The organism is Anaerolineae bacterium (assembly GCA_014360855.1).
Classification (GTDB): domain Bacteria; phylum Chloroflexota; class Anaerolineae; order JACIWP01; family JACIWP01; genus JACIWP01.
Genome location: JACIWP010000034.1, coordinates 1 through 16,190, shown reverse-complemented (window position 1 = coordinate 16,190; position 16,190 = coordinate 1). Strand labels below are relative to the sequence as shown.

Genomic DNA, 16,190 nt, shown 5'->3' with positions numbered 1-16,190 from the left:
AGGCGCGTTGGCCGAAAAGGAAGAGGAACAGGCCGGCCAGCAGTTGACCATCGGCCCGCGCCAGGAGCAGTGCCCCGCGTCCCGCTTCCAGAAAGCGCTCCCAGACAGAGCGGTAATAGGCGAAATCACGGATCAGGAAACCGTCGCGCTGGCTGGTCTCGACATAAAGCTGATAGAACGCCGGCAGGTCTGGCACGCCGCCGGCACTTACCTGCACCCCTTTGCGCTCCGCCAGGCGGATGTTGTAGCGCGTCTTGGGCTTCATGGCCTCCAGCAGGGCATCCTCGTCGGGGCGCAGGTCCAGCAGTACGGTATTGCGGTACTGGACCTGGTCGCGGGAGAAGAGCCAGCCGCGCCGGCGCAGTGCTTCTGCCGCCTCTTCCCCATAAGGCTGGCAGAGGTCCAGCGCCGGCGGATAATCCACATCCGGGTCGATTTTAATGAAGATCCCTGCCTGCCGGCGCGCCTCCCGCTCCAGATGCGCCAGCACTGCCTGCACCAACCCGGCATCTCCCCAATCGTCCAGGATGGGGCCTTTGGGGACATACAGCACGCTGAAGGGCAGGGGGGCGGCGCGCCGGCGCAGGATCAGCGCCGCGCCGCGCAGACGCCCGTCCTGCTCAAACACCCATCGGCTGGGCCGCCACCCGTAGTGCTGTTTGTGCTCCGCCCATAGGTTGCTCTGCAGGGGATGGGGAGCCGGCAGACGGAGCAAAAGCTCGTCCCAGCCGGCGGCATCCCTGACCAGGTGCGCTGAGATGTTCGACATTGCCGTGTCTGTACCTTACAATCCTGGGAATGTGCCCAGCCGGCGCCGGAACGACAGGGCTACATGATACAGGCGATAGACCGCCGGCGCATATACCCGGTCGAAGGCCCCGATATAGCGCACTACTTTCCCGCCAAAGCCCTGCTTGAAGCGGTAGACGCCCCATAAACCGTCCTGCCGCTCTGTGACGGTCTCGGTGTAGCGCTCGGGCGCCTGGCCGACCTCATCGGGGATGCCCCACAGGTCATAGATGAGACAGCCGCGCCGGCGCGCCCACTGCATGGCGGCCCACTGCAGGGCATGATTGGGCATGCGCTGGCGCTCGGCGTTCGATGAGGCGCCGTACATGTACCAGGCTTTGGCCCCCCACTGAAAGACCATGATGCCGGCCAGCATCTGCTCCTGGTAGTAGGCCAGGAAGAGCCGGCAGGCGTCCAGCGCAGTGAAGCGGCCGAACACTTCCTCATAATATGAATGGGGGTGCAGGGCAAAGCCATCGCGCCGGCTGGTCTCCTGCATGACCGCGTAAAAGGCCGGCAGGTCAGCGGCTGTCCCCTCTCTGACCGTCACCTCCTTGCGCTCCGCCAGGCGGATGTTGTAGCGCGTTTTGGGCTTCATGCGCGCCAGCATTTCATCCTCGGAAAGGGTCAGGTCCACCCAGATGGTACTGCGCGGCTGGACGGTCTGCGGGGATGGGCGATAGCCGGCCTGGCGAAGGACAGAGACCGCCGGCGACGGTTCGGGTTCTTCCGGCTCCAGCTTCAACAGGAAGGCGCCGTGCGCCCGCGCCGCCTGGTCCAGCGCGGGGAACAGCCGGCGGGCGATCTCTGGCTCCCACCACGGGCCTGCCGGGCCTTTGGGGACATAGGCCAGCCGCAGGCCGAGGGGCAGCCGGCGCACCAGCATCAGCGCGCCGGCCAAGATGGTACTGCCGGCCCCGACGCAGACCCGCACAGCCTCCCAGCCGGCGGCCGATTTGAAATGCCCCCAGTGGCTGGTCTGCAGGAGATGGCCGTTGGGCGCGCCGGCGACGAAGGCGTCCCAGGCGGCATCATCCGCATGGATAATGGAGATGGTGCTGGCATGATTGTGCTCGCTCATGGCCGGCTATTATACCACAGCCGGCGCCGGCGCCATATTTTATGGGGAACATTGGTTGCGGCAGGGGCGGCGCATCTGCCCACATGCATTGCCTTCTATCCGCTTGAATATCCTTCCGGCATATGGTACAATGATCACAACCCGTTCTACTGTAAACCCTGTTCACCTGCTGGATGTACCATCCTGCATAAGGAGCTGGACGCTGATGGAAGAGATCGAGAGCACCGAGGAAGCACCGAAACTGCGGCTGACCATCCTCCCCGGCCGGCTGGCCATCTGCCAGCTCGAACGCGATGCAGAAATACCCTCCTGGGTCTGGACGGGCGAAATTTGTTCGGTCACCCGCACCCCCCACGAGCTTTCCATCATCTGCGCCGAGGACAGCGTCCCGGAAGGCGTCGAATGCGAGAAGGGCTGGCGCGCCATCAGCTCCGAAGGACCGCTGGGGTTTACCCTCACCGGCCTCATTAACGCGCTGGCCGAACCGCTGGCGGTCGCCGGCATCAGCATCTTCGCCCTTTCCACGTATTTCACGGATTATGTGCTGGTCAAAGAGAACGAACTGCAGGTGGCGGTGCTGGCGCTGAAGAAGGCCGGCCACGAGGTCATCGGCTAGCCGGCCCGTTTCCTCTTTTGGGCAGGAACATGTCACCGTTTGAGCCGCCAACTCGCACGCCGGCCTTTCCCGCCGGCCTGGACTGGTTGAACGTCGAACGTCCGCTCACGCAGGAAGACCTGCACGGCCGGCTGGTCCTGCTGGACTTCTGGACGTACGGCTGAATCAACTGTATGCACGTCCTCCCGCAGTTGCGGGAGCTGGAGCGCCGCTTTGGGGGTGCTTTGCTGGTCATCGGCGTGCATGCCGGCAAATTCTCCGCCGAACGGATCACCGCCAACATCCGACAGGCCGTCATACGGCTGGAGGTGGACCACCCGGTGGTCAACGACCGGCAGTTCCGCATCTGGCAGGCGCATGCGGTGCGCGCCTGGCCCACCCTGGTGCTGATCGACCCATTCGGCCGGCAGGTCGGGGCGCGCCCCGGCGAGGTCAGCGCCGATTTCCTGACGCCCATCCTGGAAAATGTCCTGCGTCGGGCGGAGGAGGCCGGCCCATTGACGCGCCGGCCGCTCCCACTGCGCCCCGAACGTGCGGCCGAGCCGGATCGTCCGCTGGCCTTTCCCGCCGGCGTGCTGGCGGCAGAGGACGGCAGTCTGTTCATCGCCGATACCAACCATCATCGGATTATCTGGGCAAAGATCGCGGGGGACGGCCGGCGGGCGGAGGTGCTGGCCCTCATCGGAAGCGGGGAGGCCGGCCTGCGGGACGGGGATTTCCGCCGCGCGGCCTTCCGCCGGCCCCACGGCCTGGCGCTGGCGGGGGATCAGCTCTTTGTCGCCGACACGGACAACCACGCGGTGCGGCGGGTGGACCTGTCCGCGCGGGAGGTGCAGACCATCGCCGGCACGGGAGAGCAGGCGGGCTTTCGCGCCGGCGGTGGTGCGGCGCGGCGAACCGCTCTCAATTCACCCTGGGGCCTGGTCGTGCACGGCGGTGCGCTGTACATCGCCATGGCCGGCGCCCATCAGATATGGCGTCTGGAGCTGGCCGCGGAGCAGGTGCATCCCTTTGCGGGGAGCGGCGCAGAGGGCATCGCGGATGGGCCGCCGGCGTCCGCGGCCCTGGCCCAGCCTTCGGCCATCACCAGCGACGGCCGCACGCTGTACTTTGTGGATGCGGAGTCCAGCTCCGTGCGCCGGCTTGACCCGCGCTCTGGCGAGGTGGGGACATTGGCCGGCACGGGCCTGTTCGACTTCGGCGACCAGGATGGCATCGGTGAGGAAGCCCGGTTACAGCACCCGCAGGGCATCGTCTGGCACGCCGGCCGGCTGTATGTGGCAGATACCTACAACAACAAGGTGCGGGTGGTGGACCCTGCGGCGCGGCGGGTGGAGACCCTCCGTTGGGAGCCGCATGATGGGCTATATGAGCTGGGCGGCATCAGCAGTGCCGCCGGCCGGCTGTATATCGCCGATACCAACCACTATCTGATCCGCACGGTTGATCTGTCCCGCGGCCGGCTGGAAACCCTGGAAATCGCCGGCCTGTAAGCGCAGAATCAATCATGGAGGCAATCCACACACAGGAGGAATGATATGGACCTGCGCGAACTGGTGCTGAAGACCCGCAGTTACCGCCGCTTTTACGAGGATGTCCCGGTGCCGCGCCAGACCCTGCGAGAGCTGGTGGATCTGGCCCGGCAGACGGCCTCCGCCGCCAACCGTCAGCCCCTCAAGTACTGGCTCTCCTGGGAGCCAGAGATGAACCAGAAGATATTCCCCTGTTTGGCATGGGCGGCCTATCTGAAGGATTGGGGAGGGCCGGCGGAAGGCGAGCGCCCTTCAGCATACATCATTATCCTCGGCGACACGGAGATCGCCAAGGACTTCAATCTGGACCCGGGCATCGCCGCCCAGACCATCATGTTGGGGGCCACGGAGCGCGGCTTCGGGGGATGTATGATCGCCTCCATCCGGCGGGAAGCGCTGCGCGAGGCGCTCGGTATCCCGGAACGCTATCAGATTTTGCTGGTGCTGGCGCTGGGCAAGCCGAAGGAGAAGGTGGTGCTGGAGCCGGTGGGGCCGGACGGCGATATCCGCTACTACCGCGACAGCGAGGGGGTGCATCATGTCCCCAAGCGCTCGCTGGATGAGATCATCCTGCATGGGTGAGGGGGCCGGCGCGGTGCTGTACAGCTTCATCAGGCGCTGGCCGGCCCACTGATTGAGCCGCATCGTGGTTGGCCTCGGGGTGTTTTTTGTGGAGGGATCCGATATCAGGAGGGATGATATGTCTGTGGCCACCATCACCGTGCCCTGGGGGGATTCCGAGCTGGAAGTCACCCTGCCCGCCGGCTGGCGCTTGCTGGGGGTGCTCTCGCCCAAAGGGCTACCCCCTGTGCCTGATGTGGAGGCGGAGTTGATGGAAGCGCTCCGCCATCCCATTGGCATGCCTCCCCTGCGCGAGGCGGCTGCCGGCAAAGCGCGCGTGACCATTGTGGTGGATGATCTCTCTCGTCCGACGCCGGCGGCGCGCTTCCTGCCGCGCATCCTGGAGGAACTCCTGGCGGCCGGCGTCTCTCAAGATGGCATTACCCTCATACCGGCCCTCGGCGTGCACCGCGCGATGAGCCAGCAGGAGATGGCCGACAAGGTTGGCGCCGAGGTGCTGGAACGGGTGCAATGGCACAACCACGCCTTTTACGAGCCGCGCGAGCTGGTGTTTCTGGGGACCACCAGCCGGCGCACGCCAGTGTATATCAACCGGCTGGTCGCGGGGGCCGATTTCATCGTCTCCGTGGGGTGTATTGAGCCGCATGTCATCGCTTCTTTCGGCGGTGGCTACAAGAACATCATCCCCGGGGTGGCGGGGCAGGTCACGGTGGCTGCCAATCACGCGCTCAACTGCCGGCCGGCTACCTTCAACATGGTGGGACAGCCGCCAGAGCAAAACCCCATGCGCCTTGACCTGGAAGAGGGGGCGCGCATGCTGAACAAGCCGGTTTTCATCGTCAACGCGGTGTTGAGCGCCGCGCTCCAGCCGGTACGTATTGTGGCCGGCGACCCTATCGCCGCGCACCGCGCTGGCTGTCAAACCAGCGCCGAGCTGTACGGCGTCCGCATTCCTGGGCCGGCCGACGTCGTCATCGCCAACTCTTTCCCGATGGAGACCGACCTACGTCAGGGCTTTAAATCCCTGGCCAACACCATCCGCGCCCTGCGTCCGGGCGGCGTGATGTTCAACCTCATCCGAGCGCGCGAGGGCATCGGGGACATGAACATCCCGGCCCGCCGCATCCCCATTGGCAAAAAGGGCATGCGCACGGTCGCGACCCTGGTACTACCTTTCTTCAAGCGGCTGAAGCTGGGCGGTATGCGGGACGATGACAAGTTCTTCATTTATTTCGCCCTGCAGACCCTGAAGCGGTATGATGTGGTGTTCTACGCTCCGACCATTCCGGCAGAGATCAGTAATCGTCTGCGCTTTCTGGATTTCAACGCCGACCTGGAGGTTGCCCTGCAGAAGGCGGCCGCCAGCGCGCCGGCCGATGCTTCCGTGCTGGTCTTTCCCCACGCCGGCGTGACCTATCCGATCCTGCCGGCGTAGGCGATGCCGGGCATGAAGGGACAGAATCCGCGGGTGATCTTCAACGCCGACGATTTCGGCCGCTCGCCGGCCATCAACGCCGCGGTCATCCAGGCGTATCAGCAGGGCGTGCTCACCAGCGCCAGCCTGATGGTCGCCGGCGAGGCCTGGCAGGAGGCGGTGGAGCTGGCGCGTGCCCACCCGACGCTGGCGGTAGGCCTGCACCTGATGCTGAGCAATGGGCCGGCGGTGCTCCCTCACCGCGTCATCCCTCATATCACCAGCCCATGCGGCTGCCTGCGGGATGACCCCCTGCAGGCCGGCCTGTATTACGGGTTCAGCCAGGCCGCGCGCCAGGAGCTGGAGCGCGAGATCGAGGCCCAGTTCGCGCGCTTCGCCAGCACCGGACTGCCGCTCTCCCACGTGGACGGCCACCATCATCTGCATGTGCATCCAGCGATCTTCCCGCTGGTCCTGCGCCTGGCCCAGGAATACGGCGCGCGCGGCATGCGCCTGCCGCGCGAGGACGTGGGGCTGACACTGCAGCTGGAACGCCGGCAGTCCCCCCTGCAGGTCCTGTGGACGCTCATCCTGCGTCTGCTATGCCGATGGTGCGCCGGCCGCATGCAGGGGGTTCGGCTGGCCGTGCCGGCGCGTGTCTTCGGCACCCTGCAGAGCGGCAGGATGCACGAGCGGTATGTCGTCGGCATCCTGCGAAATATCCGGCATCCCTCTGCGGAGCTGTACTTTCATCCCACCCTGGACCAACAAGCGGAGCCTTTGGGGCCCAACCGCGGGGATTGGCAGACACTGCTGAGCCCGGCCGTCCGCCAGGTCATTGCGGAACGCGGCCTGCGGCTGGCGACCTACGCCGAGCTGGCGGAAGGGGGCTGAGGTGCTCATCAAGGTCCTGCTGATGCTGGTCATCGCCGCCGGCTGGATATACTGGCTGACTGCGCTCATCCTGGTATATGATTTCTTTCGGTCCAGGGGGGAGGGGGTGGCGGAGGGTTTCACGCCGGCGGTGTCTATTCTGAAGCCGGTGAAGGGGCTGGATTATCAGGCCTATGAGAACTTCGCCAGCTTCTGCCGGCAGGATTATCCCGAGTACGAGGTGGTTTTCGGGGTCGCGGACGCGGCCGACCCATCCGTCCCGGCCATTCAGCGCATCCAGCGGGATTTCTCCGAACGAAATGTCCGGCTGGTCGTGGGGGAAGCCTTCGGGACGAACCGCAAGGCCAGCCTTTTGCACCATATGGCCGGCGCGGCGCGGTATGATATCCTGGTGGTCAGCGACAGCGACATGCGCGCCACCCCTGACTATCTGCGGCGGGTCGTGGCGCCGCTGGCCGATGCCCGCATCGGCCTGGTGACCTGCTTGTATAAAGCCGGCGCGCCGCTGAACCTGACCGCCGGCCTGGAAGCCCTGCATATGGGCGCGACCTTCCTCCCCTCGGTCATGGTGGCCCGCAAAGTGCTGGATATGCGCTTCGCCCTGGGCGCCACCTTGGCACTGCGCAAAGCGGACCTGGCCGCGATGGGGGGCTTTGCCGCTATCGCCAATTATCTGGCGGACGATTATCAATTGGGGGCGCGCATCGCCGCGCTCGGCCGGCGGGTCTTCCTCTCCGACTATATCATCACCTGCTATCTGGGCGCGACCAACTTCCTGGAGCAGTGGGAGCGTGAGGTGCGCTGGATGCGCTGTTCGCGGGTGAGCCGGCCGCTGGAATATCCCGGCCTCCTGCTGACCTTCTGCACCCCGCTCTCGCTGGTGTTGGCGCTCATCAGCCGCTTTGATGCGGCCAGCCTGCGCGTTCTGCTGGTCTCGCTGGTACTGCGCTGGGTCATGGCCTGGCTGGTCAGCCTGCGGACGGACAATGCTGAGATGCGCCGCTGGTTGCACTGGCTTCCCGTGCGCGACCTGCTCAGCGCGCTGACCTGGTGCGCGGCCGGCATTGGCCGGCGCGTGCGCTGGCGCGGTGAGGAGTTCATCCTGCAGTCGGACGGCCAGATGGTGCCGGCGGCCGAAGAGGGGATTGTAGAGAACAAGGGGCATTTGTAAGACTGCGGCACGCCTCATTTGCGACGCGCAGCCCGCTCGCACCGATTCGCTGGGATGGGTGCAGGCCGGCCGTACCGATTGGCCCATGGGCAAAGCCCGCACTCTGCCAGTCTGCTGTGCTTTTCCCACGCCCTTAATCTGTCTTATCTTTGACAGTATCAGGAGGAATGGATACAATCCCTGTGTCGCCGGCGTCCGGGCATGGGCGAAATTTGGCGCGGGAGTATGCGGTGGGCGAGTTCCAATACGGCGGTCAGGCGGTTATCGAGGGAGTCATGATGCGGGGGAGCAAGGCCGTCGCTGTGGCGGTGCGTGCTCCCTCGGGGGACATTGTAGTGCGGATGGAGCCGCTGAAGGCCGGCATTTACACCAAGCCCTGGGGAAAGTGGCCGCTGGTCCGCGGCCTGGCCATGCTGTGGGATGCCCTGGTACTGGGTATGCGGGCGCTGACCTTCTCCGCAAATGTGGCGTTGGAAGAGGAAGGTGAAGGGGTGGAGTTCTCCGGCCCGGTGGCCTGGGGCACGATCGCGGTCAGCCTGACTGCCGGCATCGCGCTCTTTTTCCTCCTGCCCTCGGCGATCGCCAAACTGCTGGACCACCTCATCCCCTCCGACCTGCTTTCCAGCCTGGTCGAAGGCATTGTGCGGGTGGGCATTTTCATCGGCTACGTCGCCGCCATCGGCCAGTGGAAGGATATCCAGCGCGTCTTCGCGTATCACGGCGCGGAGCACAAGACCATCAACGCCTACGAGGCCGGCGTTCCCCTGGAGCCGGCGGCCATCGAGCGGTACAGCACGCGCCACACCCGCTGTGGGACCAGCTTCCTGTTGGTGGTACTGGTGCTGTCGGTGCTGGTTTTCGCCCCGTTCCGCTTCCCCCAATGGCATTGGCGCCTGCTGTCGCGGGTGGTGCTGATCCCGCTGATCGCCGGCCTATCGTATGAGATCATCAAATATGCCTCCCGACATCCCGAAAGCAGGATACTGCGAGCAGTGATGGCGCCCGGGCTGGCACTGCAGGCGCTGACCACGCGGCCGCCGGACCGCAGTATGATTGAAGTGGCCGTCGAAGCCCTGAAGGCGGTGCTACGGGCGGAATCCGCCGAGCAGGTGGAGGAGGAAGAATATACCGTGTCGGCGGCCGGCCAGGCCCCCGCAACCGGAGACCTTACATAACCACGGAGGAAGGACATGGAAGAGGTAGAGGCCACATACCGTGTTTCGGCGGACACACTGCGGGATTTCTGCACGCAGGTCTTCATGCGGCTGGATGTGCCGGAGGAGGATGCCCAGATCACGGCGGACGTGTTGGTGGAGGCGGACCTGCGGGGCGTGGCATCGCACGGTGTGGCGCGCCTGCGGCGCTATGTCAACGGACTGCAGACGGGCATGATGAATCCCCGGCCGGCGGTGCAGGTGCTGGTGGAGACGCCCACCACCGCGGCGCTGGACGCGGACGCCGGCCTGGGCCAGCCAGTGAGCTATCGCGCCATGCTGATGGCCATCGAAAAGGCCCGCGAGCTGGGTGTCGGGCTGGTCACCGTGCGCAACTCGAATCATTACGGCATCGCCGGCTATTATGCCATGATGGCGCTGGAAGAGGACATGATCGGCATGAGCATGACCAACACCGATGTGCTCGTCGTGCCGACCTTTGGGCGGGATGCCCTGCTGGGTACCAATCCCATTGCCGTCGCCATCCCTGCCGGCGAGGAACTACCCTACGTCCTGGACATGGCGACCTCCATCGTGCCGCGCGGCAAGCTGGAGGTATATCATCGCCTGGGAAAGAAGATGCCCCTGGGGTGGGCGACGGATGAAGAGGGTGTCGCTACCGATGACCCCGGGCGAGTCCTGCATAATCTGACTCATCAGCTCGGCGGCGGACTGCTCCCGCTGGGCGGGGAAGGGGAGCTGATGGGAGGGCATAAAGGCTACGGCCTGGCGCTCCTGGTGGAACTGCTGTGCGGCGTGCTTTCCGGCGCGGCCTATATGAATCTGACCTATCCCAAGGATGAGAAGGGCCGGCCGCTTCCTTCCAACATCGGCCACATCTTCGGCGCGATGCGCATTGACGCCTTCATGCCCGTGGACGAGTTCAAGGCCCGCATGGACGATGCTATCCGCCGCCTGCACAACTCCTCCAAGGCGAAGGGACAGACCCGCATCTGGGTGCACGGTGAGAAGGAATTCGAGCAGACGGAGCAGAACCTGGCCGCCGGCGTACCCCTGCACGTCAAGGTCTTCAACGACCTGCAGGCCATCGCCCAGGAGCTGGATGTGCCATTCCCGTTTGAGGCGGAGTGAGAGAGATGGCAGAGCGGTATCATGTCGCATACGGGCGAGGGGAGATGTATTTCTCCCTGCCAGCCGGCATGCGGGGGACCGTCGTCACCTCGCGCGAACTGCCGCCGCTGGAAGACCCCGAGCGGGCCGTCATGGAGGCCTTGGAGCATCCGATCGGTTCCCCGCGCCTGCGGGATATGGCCCGGCCGGGACAGAAAGTGGTCATCATTTTCACGGATATCACCCGTGCCAGCCCGGACCACATCCTCCTGCCGCCGGTACTGCGGGAGCTGGAGGAGGCCGGCGTCCGAGATGAGGATATCACGCTCCTGTGCGGCATCGGGATGCATCGCCCCTCCACACCCGAGGAAAAGCGCATCAAGCTGGGCGCGGACATCGTGCGGCGCTATCGCGTGATGGACCATGCTCCCAGCGACCCGGCCATGCTGGTGGACCTGGGCACCACGCCGTCGGGCATCCCTCTTTCGGTCAATAAGCTGGCCTACGAGGCCGATCTGCTGATCGCCACGGGCCTGGTGGAGCCGCACCAGTACGCCGGCTATTCCGGGGGCTCTAAGACGCTGGCGGTCGGCGCCGGCGGCGAGAAAATGATCGAGTACACTCATGGGCCGCACATGCTGGACCATCCGGGCACGCGCCTGGGGCGCATCGAGGGCAATCCCTTCCAGGAGGCGGTGATGGAGGCCGGCCGGCGGGCGGGCCTGAACTTCATCATTAATGCCGTGCTGGACGATGCCAACCGCATTGTGGCGGTGCGGGCCGGCGACCCCCAGGCCGCCTTTCGGGAGCTGGTGCGCATTGCCCGCAGTATCTATGAGGTGCCCATTGATAAGCAGTACGATGTGGTCATTGGTGGGGTGGGCTTCCCGAAGGACGCCAACCTGTATCAGGCCAGTCGGGCGGCCAGCTATCTTTACTTCGCGCCGACGCCGGTGGTGCGGAAGGGGGGAATTATCATCATCGCCGCACAGTGTCCCGAGGGCGCCGGCGAAGGGGTGGGCGAACAGCGCTTCATCAAGGCCATGCGGGAGGCGCCGGATGTCCAGGCGGTGCTGAAAGATGCCAGGGAACACGGTTATCCGCCGGGCCAGCAGAGGGCCTTCGTGATGGCCAAGGTTCTGGAGGACTGCCCCGTGATCGTGGTCGGCTCCGAATGTCCGGATATCGTGCGGGATGCCAAAATGATCCCGTCGGCCACGGTGGAAGAGGCGTTGGGGATGGCGGCAGAGCGGTTGGGCCGGCATCTGGACGTGCTGATCGTGCCCCACGCCATGCATACCCTTCCCATCGTGCGAGGTGGGGCATGACGATGGCCCAACCCCAGGTGCAGAACGTCGTCCAGGAGTTGGCAGCGCGCATCTCCCATGATGACGTGCTGCGCTGTATCCGCTGTGGGTTATGCGCCTATACTTGCCCGACCTATCGGGTGGAGGAGTGCGAGAGCATGGCGCCGCGCGGCCGGCTGGCGCTGGTGCGTGCTGTCATAGAGGGCAAGTTGGAACTCTCCCCGCGCTTTGCCGAGAAGTTTTTCGACTGCGTGCTGTGTGCAGCATGCACCTCCGCCTGCCCCAGCGGGACGAAGGCGGATGCCATGCTGTTAGAGGCGCGGCATGTGCTGTTCGATGCCGGCCTGGTGCCGGAGCCGGTGCGCGGCCTGCTGGAGCGGCTGGAAACCCGCCATAACATTTCTGGCGAGGAGAACGCCGGCCGGCTGGTCTGGTGCAGTAATATGGAACATGCTCCCGCGGGGCTGGGGCGTTCGCAGGCGGAAACGGTCTACTTTGTCGGGTGTGTGGGCTCCCTCTTCCCCATGAGCTTCAGCATCCCGCAGGCCTTCAGCCAGACGCTGGACCTGGCCGGCGTGGAGTACGCCCTGCTGGGTGGGAAGGAATGGTGCTGTGGTTATCCTGCCTTCATCAGCGGGGATGTCGAGCTGGCAGGTGGTGGTGACCTGTCCGTCGTGCTATCATGTCTTCACCCACGTGTACCCCGAGCTGGTGGGGGAGGAGGCGTTGGCCGGCCTGAGGGTCCTGCACGCGACCGAGCTTCTGGCCGATTTGTTGGAGAGCGGGGTCCTGCGGCCGGCGGCCCTCCCCATGCGCGTCACCTATCATGACCCCTGCGACCTGGGCCGCAAGAGCAATGTTTTCCAGCCGCCGCGGCGCGTCCTGCAGGCCATACCGGGGTTGGAACTGGTGGAAATGGCCTCCACGGGCGCCAATTCGCTCTGCTGTGGGGGAGGGGGTAACGTCGAGAGCAGCGCGCCGGCGCTGGTGGAAAGCATGGCAGGGCGCCGGCTGGCGGAGGCCTTTGATACGGGGGCCGAGCTGATTGTGACGGCCTGCCAGCAGTGCAAGCGCACCCTGAGCAGTGCGGCGCGCAAGCGCCGCCTCCGCCTGCGCACGGTGGATGTGGTGGAGCTGGTCTGGCAGGCTGTGGAACAGAACGGATAGCGAGGGAAACGGGCAGGGATGGAGATTTCGCGCGAGTTTGTGCAGGAGTTGGAAGAAATTGTCGGGCCGGCCTATGTGCATACCGACCCGGTGGACCTGCAGTGCTACGCCTTCGACGCGACGTTCGAGGAGTGGCGGCCGGATGTGGTGGTGCGGCCGGCCACCACGGAGGAAGTGGCACGCGTCCTGCGCCTGTGCCACGAGGCCAGGGTGCCGGTCATCCCGCGCGGCATGGGCAGTGGGCTGGCCGGCGGCACCGTGCCCTCTCCGAACGGGGGGCTGGTGCTCAGCCTGACCCGCATGAACCGCATCCTGGAGATTGACGAAGTCAATATGACGGTCACGGCCGAAGCCGGCGTCATCACCGCGGATTTGCAGGCCGAGGTGGAGCGGCGCGGGCTGTTTTATCCCCCTGACCCTTCCAGCATCAAACATTCCACCATCGGGGGGACCATCGCCTGCAACGCCGGCGGTCCCCGCTGTCTGAAATACGGCGTGACGAAGGACTATGTGATGGGCGTCAAGGCGGTGCTGGCGGATGGCCGGGTCTTCTCCGCCGGCGGTAAGCCCATCAAGTACGTCACCGGCTATGACCTGCCGGCCCTGCTCACTGGCTCGGAGGGTACCCTGGCGGTGGTCACTGAGGCGCTTTTACGCCTGACAGTCAAGCCCACCGTGGCGCGCACAGCCACCGTGGTCTTTCACGACCTGGACCTGGCCAGCCAGGCGATCAACAAGGTGCTGTGGGCCGGCTTTGTGCCGGCGACGCTGGAGCTGATGGACGATACCACCATTCACACGGTGGAGGAATACCTGCACATCGGCCTGCCGCTGGATGCCGCGGCCCTGCTGATTGTGGAAAGCGACGGCCGGGATGAGAAGGTGGTGGATGACGAGATGCGCGGCATGGTTGAGATATTCCGGGCGGCCGGCGCTTCCGAGGTGCGCGTGGCGCAGGACGAGGAGGAGCGCGAGGCGCTGTGGAAAGGCCGGCGCTCGGTCTCGCCCTCGCTGGCGCGGCGCCGGCCCCATAAGTTGGGGGAGGACATCTCCCTGCCGCGCTCGGCCATCCCAGAGGCGATCCGCCGCATCAAAGGGGTGGCGGCGAAGTACGGACTGCCCATCGCCATTTTCGGGCATGCCGGCGACGGCAACCTGCATCCCAACATCCTCTTCGATCGCCGGGATGCGGAAGAATGGGCGCGGGTCCAGCAGGCCATGGCGGAGATATTTGCTATCGCGCTGGAGCTGGGAGGCACGTTGACAGGCGAACACGGCGTGGGCATCCTGAAGCGGCCCTTTGTCCCGCAGGCCCTCGACCCGATAGCGGTGGAGGCCATGTGGCGCATCAAGCGCGCCCTCGACCCCCACAATATCCTTAACCCGGGCAAGATGTTTCCTGGGGAAATGGTTTTGTAACGATCGCCCTAATATTCCCTGAATTTGAAACTCAAGGCATGGCAATGATGCCAAAGGAGAGTGCAACATGGAAGCGATGTTGATCGAGCCGGGACTGTATTTTGATCGGCGCAATGTGGTGTACAACCCGGATGACGACTGGTACGCGGAGTTCCTGAAGCCCTACTATGTCGTCACCAAAGACGGCCAGTATCTGTTTGCCAGCCTACAGGCGGGACGCTCGCCTTCCAGGGCGTTCCATCTCGATCCGGTAGGATACCGTCTGGGTAAGGGACAACAGCGCTTCGCGCCCGGGGTGGAGGTCGGCCGGCGCTTTATCCAGACCATCAAGCAGTACCTGACCCGCTGTAAGGTCATCGTGCTGGACGGCGTGCAGGGGGAGGCCGGCTATGAGACCGGCGTGCGGGTGGTGGTCAGCATCCAGAACCCGCACTCGGCCTACATCGCCTGGATGGGCCGGCAGATGATCTTCCCCTATAAGCCCGAGGTGCCCATTCGCTGTTGGAATTATATCGTGCCGGAGCCCCTGCCGGCGGACGTGGTAGCCGAGATCAAGAGCTTCTACCCGGACTATCAGGAGGAACTGCCCATCTCACTGTATGATTGGACGCGCGTCGATGAGGATGTGCGCCAGGTGGTGAGCGTGCGCTTCGACTATTTCGGGGCGGCCTTTAAGAAGCCCAATTTGACGCTGGTGTGGAACCGCGGCGAAGCGGATGGCTGTATCTCGTACCATGCCGGCGCGACGCGGGACCGCATCCTCAAGGGGCTCTCGGGCACGGGCAAGACCACCCTGTCGGTGGGGCCGGACCTGGAGCAGGATGACGCCTGTCTGGGCCGGCCGTACCTGGGACCCGATGGAAAAGTGGAGAAGGTGCAGATCATCGGGTTGGAAGCGGCCAGTTTCGCCAAGTCGGAGGGGCTGACGCCGGAAAGCCCGGAGTGGGTGGGGCTGATGAAGAGCCGGCAGGTGGGGCCGGACGGCCGGCGGCCCATTGTCCTGGTGATGAATGTGGACTGCGAAGGGGTGGAGTATCGGCTGGAGAACATTGCCGGCTACCAGGTGCGGGTGCCGAGGCAAATTCCCGGGGAGGAAATTGGCAGTCTCCAGCCCACGCGCTATGAGAAGAGCAAGACGACCAACGGCCGCTTTATCTTCCGCTTCAGCGAACTGAACCCACAGTGGGGCTCGCCGGAGCCCAAATGGCTGCGCAGTGAGGGTCTCTCCTTCAAGCGCTTTGATATCCTGGAGCCGATTATCCGCGTGGTGGACCCATATATGGCGGTGGCGCTGGATTCCGCCTGCGAGAGCATCATCACCAGCGCGTTGTCTGATCAGCCTATTGGCACGCGGGTGCGCTCCTACGCGGCCACCGATTTTATGGCGCGCGAGCAGGCCCAGCAGGCCCTGCTCAAACTGCGGGTGTACCGCGACCTGGGTCTGGGGCCGGACGGCAAGCTGGTCTTCTTCATTGTGAATTCCGGGTACGTAGGGGAGTTTGACATTCACGGTCGGCAGATCCTGCGCTATGATGAGAAGGGCCAACCCATCCCACGCATTGATCCGGCCACCGGCATGCTGTTGAAGGATGGGAATGGCACTGTCCAGTACCTGGGTCAGGGCGAGAAGATCACCGTCCAGGACTCCAAGCGCCTGCTCCATCTCGTCGAACATCGGCTGATCCAGCACTGGCTGGAGAACCCGATTTTCGGTTACTGGATCCCGGACCCGCGCGAGCTGGAGGAGGTGCATGGGATGAAAGATTTCCGCCGGCGCTTCAACCTACTGCGCTATTACACGCCGGAGGAGATCCTGGCCTTTGCCGAGCGCGATATCGCCGAGCGCACCGCCTATCTCGACAACCTGTTCCGCGGGCAGGAAGGTTATGAGGAGCTGCGGCCGGTGATCGAGGTGTGGCGTTCACGGCCCCTG

The 16,190-nt window shown here is 64.9% G+C and carries 15 protein-coding genes; 13 read left to right on the top strand and 2 right to left on the bottom strand.

The features are described from left to right. Together H5T60_03235 and H5T60_03230 are read right to left on the bottom strand one after the other, a co-directional pair. A partial coding sequence (locus H5T60_03235; protein ID MBC7241444.1) for a peptidoglycan bridge formation glycyltransferase FemA/FemB family protein occupies positions 1-769 on the bottom strand: 769 nt, incomplete at its 3' end. Between the two features lie 15 nt (positions 770-784). Next, positions 785-1,870, bottom strand: a complete 1,086-nt coding sequence (locus H5T60_03230) for a peptidoglycan bridge formation glycyltransferase FemA/FemB family protein (GenBank protein ID MBC7241443.1) — start codon at positions 1,868-1,870, stop codon at positions 785-787. Between the two features lie 205 nt (positions 1,871-2,075). Between H5T60_03230 and H5T60_03225 the strand changes: the two genes are divergently transcribed. The 13 genes from H5T60_03225 to H5T60_03165 form a co-directional block, all read left to right on the top strand. Next, positions 2,076-2,486, top strand: coding sequence for an ACT domain-containing protein (locus H5T60_03225; protein ID MBC7241442.1), 411 nt, complete (start codon positions 2,076-2,078; stop codon positions 2,484-2,486). A gap of 29 nt (positions 2,487-2,515) precedes the next feature. Next, entirely contained in the window at positions 2,516-3,979 is a 1,464-nt protein-coding gene (locus H5T60_03220; GenBank protein MBC7241441.1) for an alkyl hydroperoxide reductase, read from the top strand. A 45-nt stretch (positions 3,980-4,024) separates the two neighbouring features. Beyond that, on the top strand, positions 4,025-4,600 hold the full coding sequence (locus tag H5T60_03215) for a nitroreductase family protein (GenBank protein ID MBC7241440.1): 576 nt from the start codon (positions 4,025-4,027) through the stop codon (positions 4,598-4,600). Positions 4,601-4,718: 118 nt separating this feature from the next. Continuing rightward, entirely contained in the window at positions 4,719-6,035 is a 1,317-nt protein-coding gene (larA, locus tag H5T60_03210) for a nickel-dependent lactate racemase (GenBank protein MBC7241439.1), read from the top strand. A gap of 12 nt (positions 6,036-6,047) precedes the next feature. Further along, positions 6,048-6,908 (top strand): hopanoid biosynthesis-associated protein HpnK, encoded by an 861-nt coding sequence (gene hpnK, locus H5T60_03205; protein MBC7241438.1) that lies wholly within the window; start codon positions 6,048-6,050, stop codon positions 6,906-6,908. Position 6,909: 1 nt separating this feature from the next. After that, the gene (gene hpnI / locus H5T60_03200) at positions 6,910-8,079 is read left to right on the top strand and encodes a bacteriohopanetetrol glucosamine biosynthesis glycosyltransferase HpnI (GenBank protein MBC7241437.1); all 1,170 of its coding nucleotides are present in this window, start codon (positions 6,910-6,912) and stop codon (positions 8,077-8,079) included. A 167-nt stretch (positions 8,080-8,246) separates the two neighbouring features. Continuing rightward, complete coding sequence (locus tag H5T60_03195) at positions 8,247-9,254, top strand: DUF1385 domain-containing protein (GenBank protein ID MBC7241436.1); 1,008 nt, start codon at positions 8,247-8,249, stop codon at positions 9,252-9,254. 15 nt (positions 9,255-9,269) lie between these two features. Then, positions 9,270-10,385, top strand: coding sequence for an Ldh family oxidoreductase (locus H5T60_03190; protein ID MBC7241435.1), 1,116 nt, complete (start codon positions 9,270-9,272; stop codon positions 10,383-10,385). A gap of 5 nt (positions 10,386-10,390) precedes the next feature. After that, a complete protein-coding gene (gene larA / locus H5T60_03185) occupies positions 10,391-11,692 on the top strand; it encodes a nickel-dependent lactate racemase (protein MBC7241434.1) in 1,302 nt (433 codons plus the stop codon). Positions 11,693-11,694: 2 nt separating this feature from the next. Continuing rightward, positions 11,695-12,501, top strand: a complete 807-nt coding sequence (locus H5T60_03180; GenBank protein ID MBC7241433.1) for a (Fe-S)-binding protein — start codon at positions 11,695-11,697, stop codon at positions 12,499-12,501. After that, on the top strand, positions 12,443-12,838 hold the full coding sequence (locus H5T60_03175) for a hypothetical protein (protein MBC7241432.1): 396 nt from the start codon (positions 12,443-12,445) through the stop codon (positions 12,836-12,838). The genes H5T60_03180 and H5T60_03175 overlap by 59 nt, the downstream gene beginning before the upstream one ends. A gap of 18 nt (positions 12,839-12,856) precedes the next feature. Beyond that, positions 12,857-14,257, top strand: coding sequence for an FAD-binding protein (locus tag H5T60_03170; GenBank protein MBC7241431.1), 1,401 nt, complete (start codon positions 12,857-12,859; stop codon positions 14,255-14,257). 67 nt (positions 14,258-14,324) lie between these two features. Further along, on the top strand, positions 14,325-16,190 hold a 1,866-nt coding region (locus tag H5T60_03165; protein MBC7241430.1), incomplete at its 3' end, for a hypothetical protein.

Excerpts from the sequence above, each read along its gene's own strand:
- H5T60_03215 (MBC7241440.1), top strand. The coding sequence starts at position 4,025 with ATGGACCTGCGCGAACTGGTGCTGAAGACCCGCAGTTACCGCCGCTTT.
- H5T60_03225 (MBC7241442.1), top strand. The coding sequence starts at position 2,076 with ATGGAAGAGATCGAGAGCACCGAGGAAGCACCGAAACTGCGGCTGACC.
- larA (MBC7241434.1), top strand. The coding sequence starts at position 10,391 with ATGGCAGAGCGGTATCATGTCGCATACGGGCGAGGGGAGATGTATTTC.
- H5T60_03195 (MBC7241436.1), top strand. The coding sequence starts at position 8,247 with ATGGATACAATCCCTGTGTCGCCGGCGTCCGGGCATGGGCGAAATTTG.
- H5T60_03230 (MBC7241443.1), bottom strand. The coding sequence starts at position 1,870 with ATGAGCGAGCACAATCATGCCAGCACCATCTCCATTATCCATGCGGAT.
- hpnK (MBC7241438.1), top strand. The coding sequence starts at position 6,048 with ATGAAGGGACAGAATCCGCGGGTGATCTTCAACGCCGACGATTTCGGC.
- larA (MBC7241439.1), top strand. The coding sequence starts at position 4,719 with ATGTCTGTGGCCACCATCACCGTGCCCTGGGGGGATTCCGAGCTGGAA.
- H5T60_03180 (MBC7241433.1), top strand. The coding sequence starts at position 11,695 with ATGGCCCAACCCCAGGTGCAGAACGTCGTCCAGGAGTTGGCAGCGCGC.
- H5T60_03170 (MBC7241431.1), top strand. The coding sequence starts at position 12,857 with ATGGAGATTTCGCGCGAGTTTGTGCAGGAGTTGGAAGAAATTGTCGGG.
- H5T60_03190 (MBC7241435.1), top strand. The coding sequence starts at position 9,270 with ATGGAAGAGGTAGAGGCCACATACCGTGTTTCGGCGGACACACTGCGG.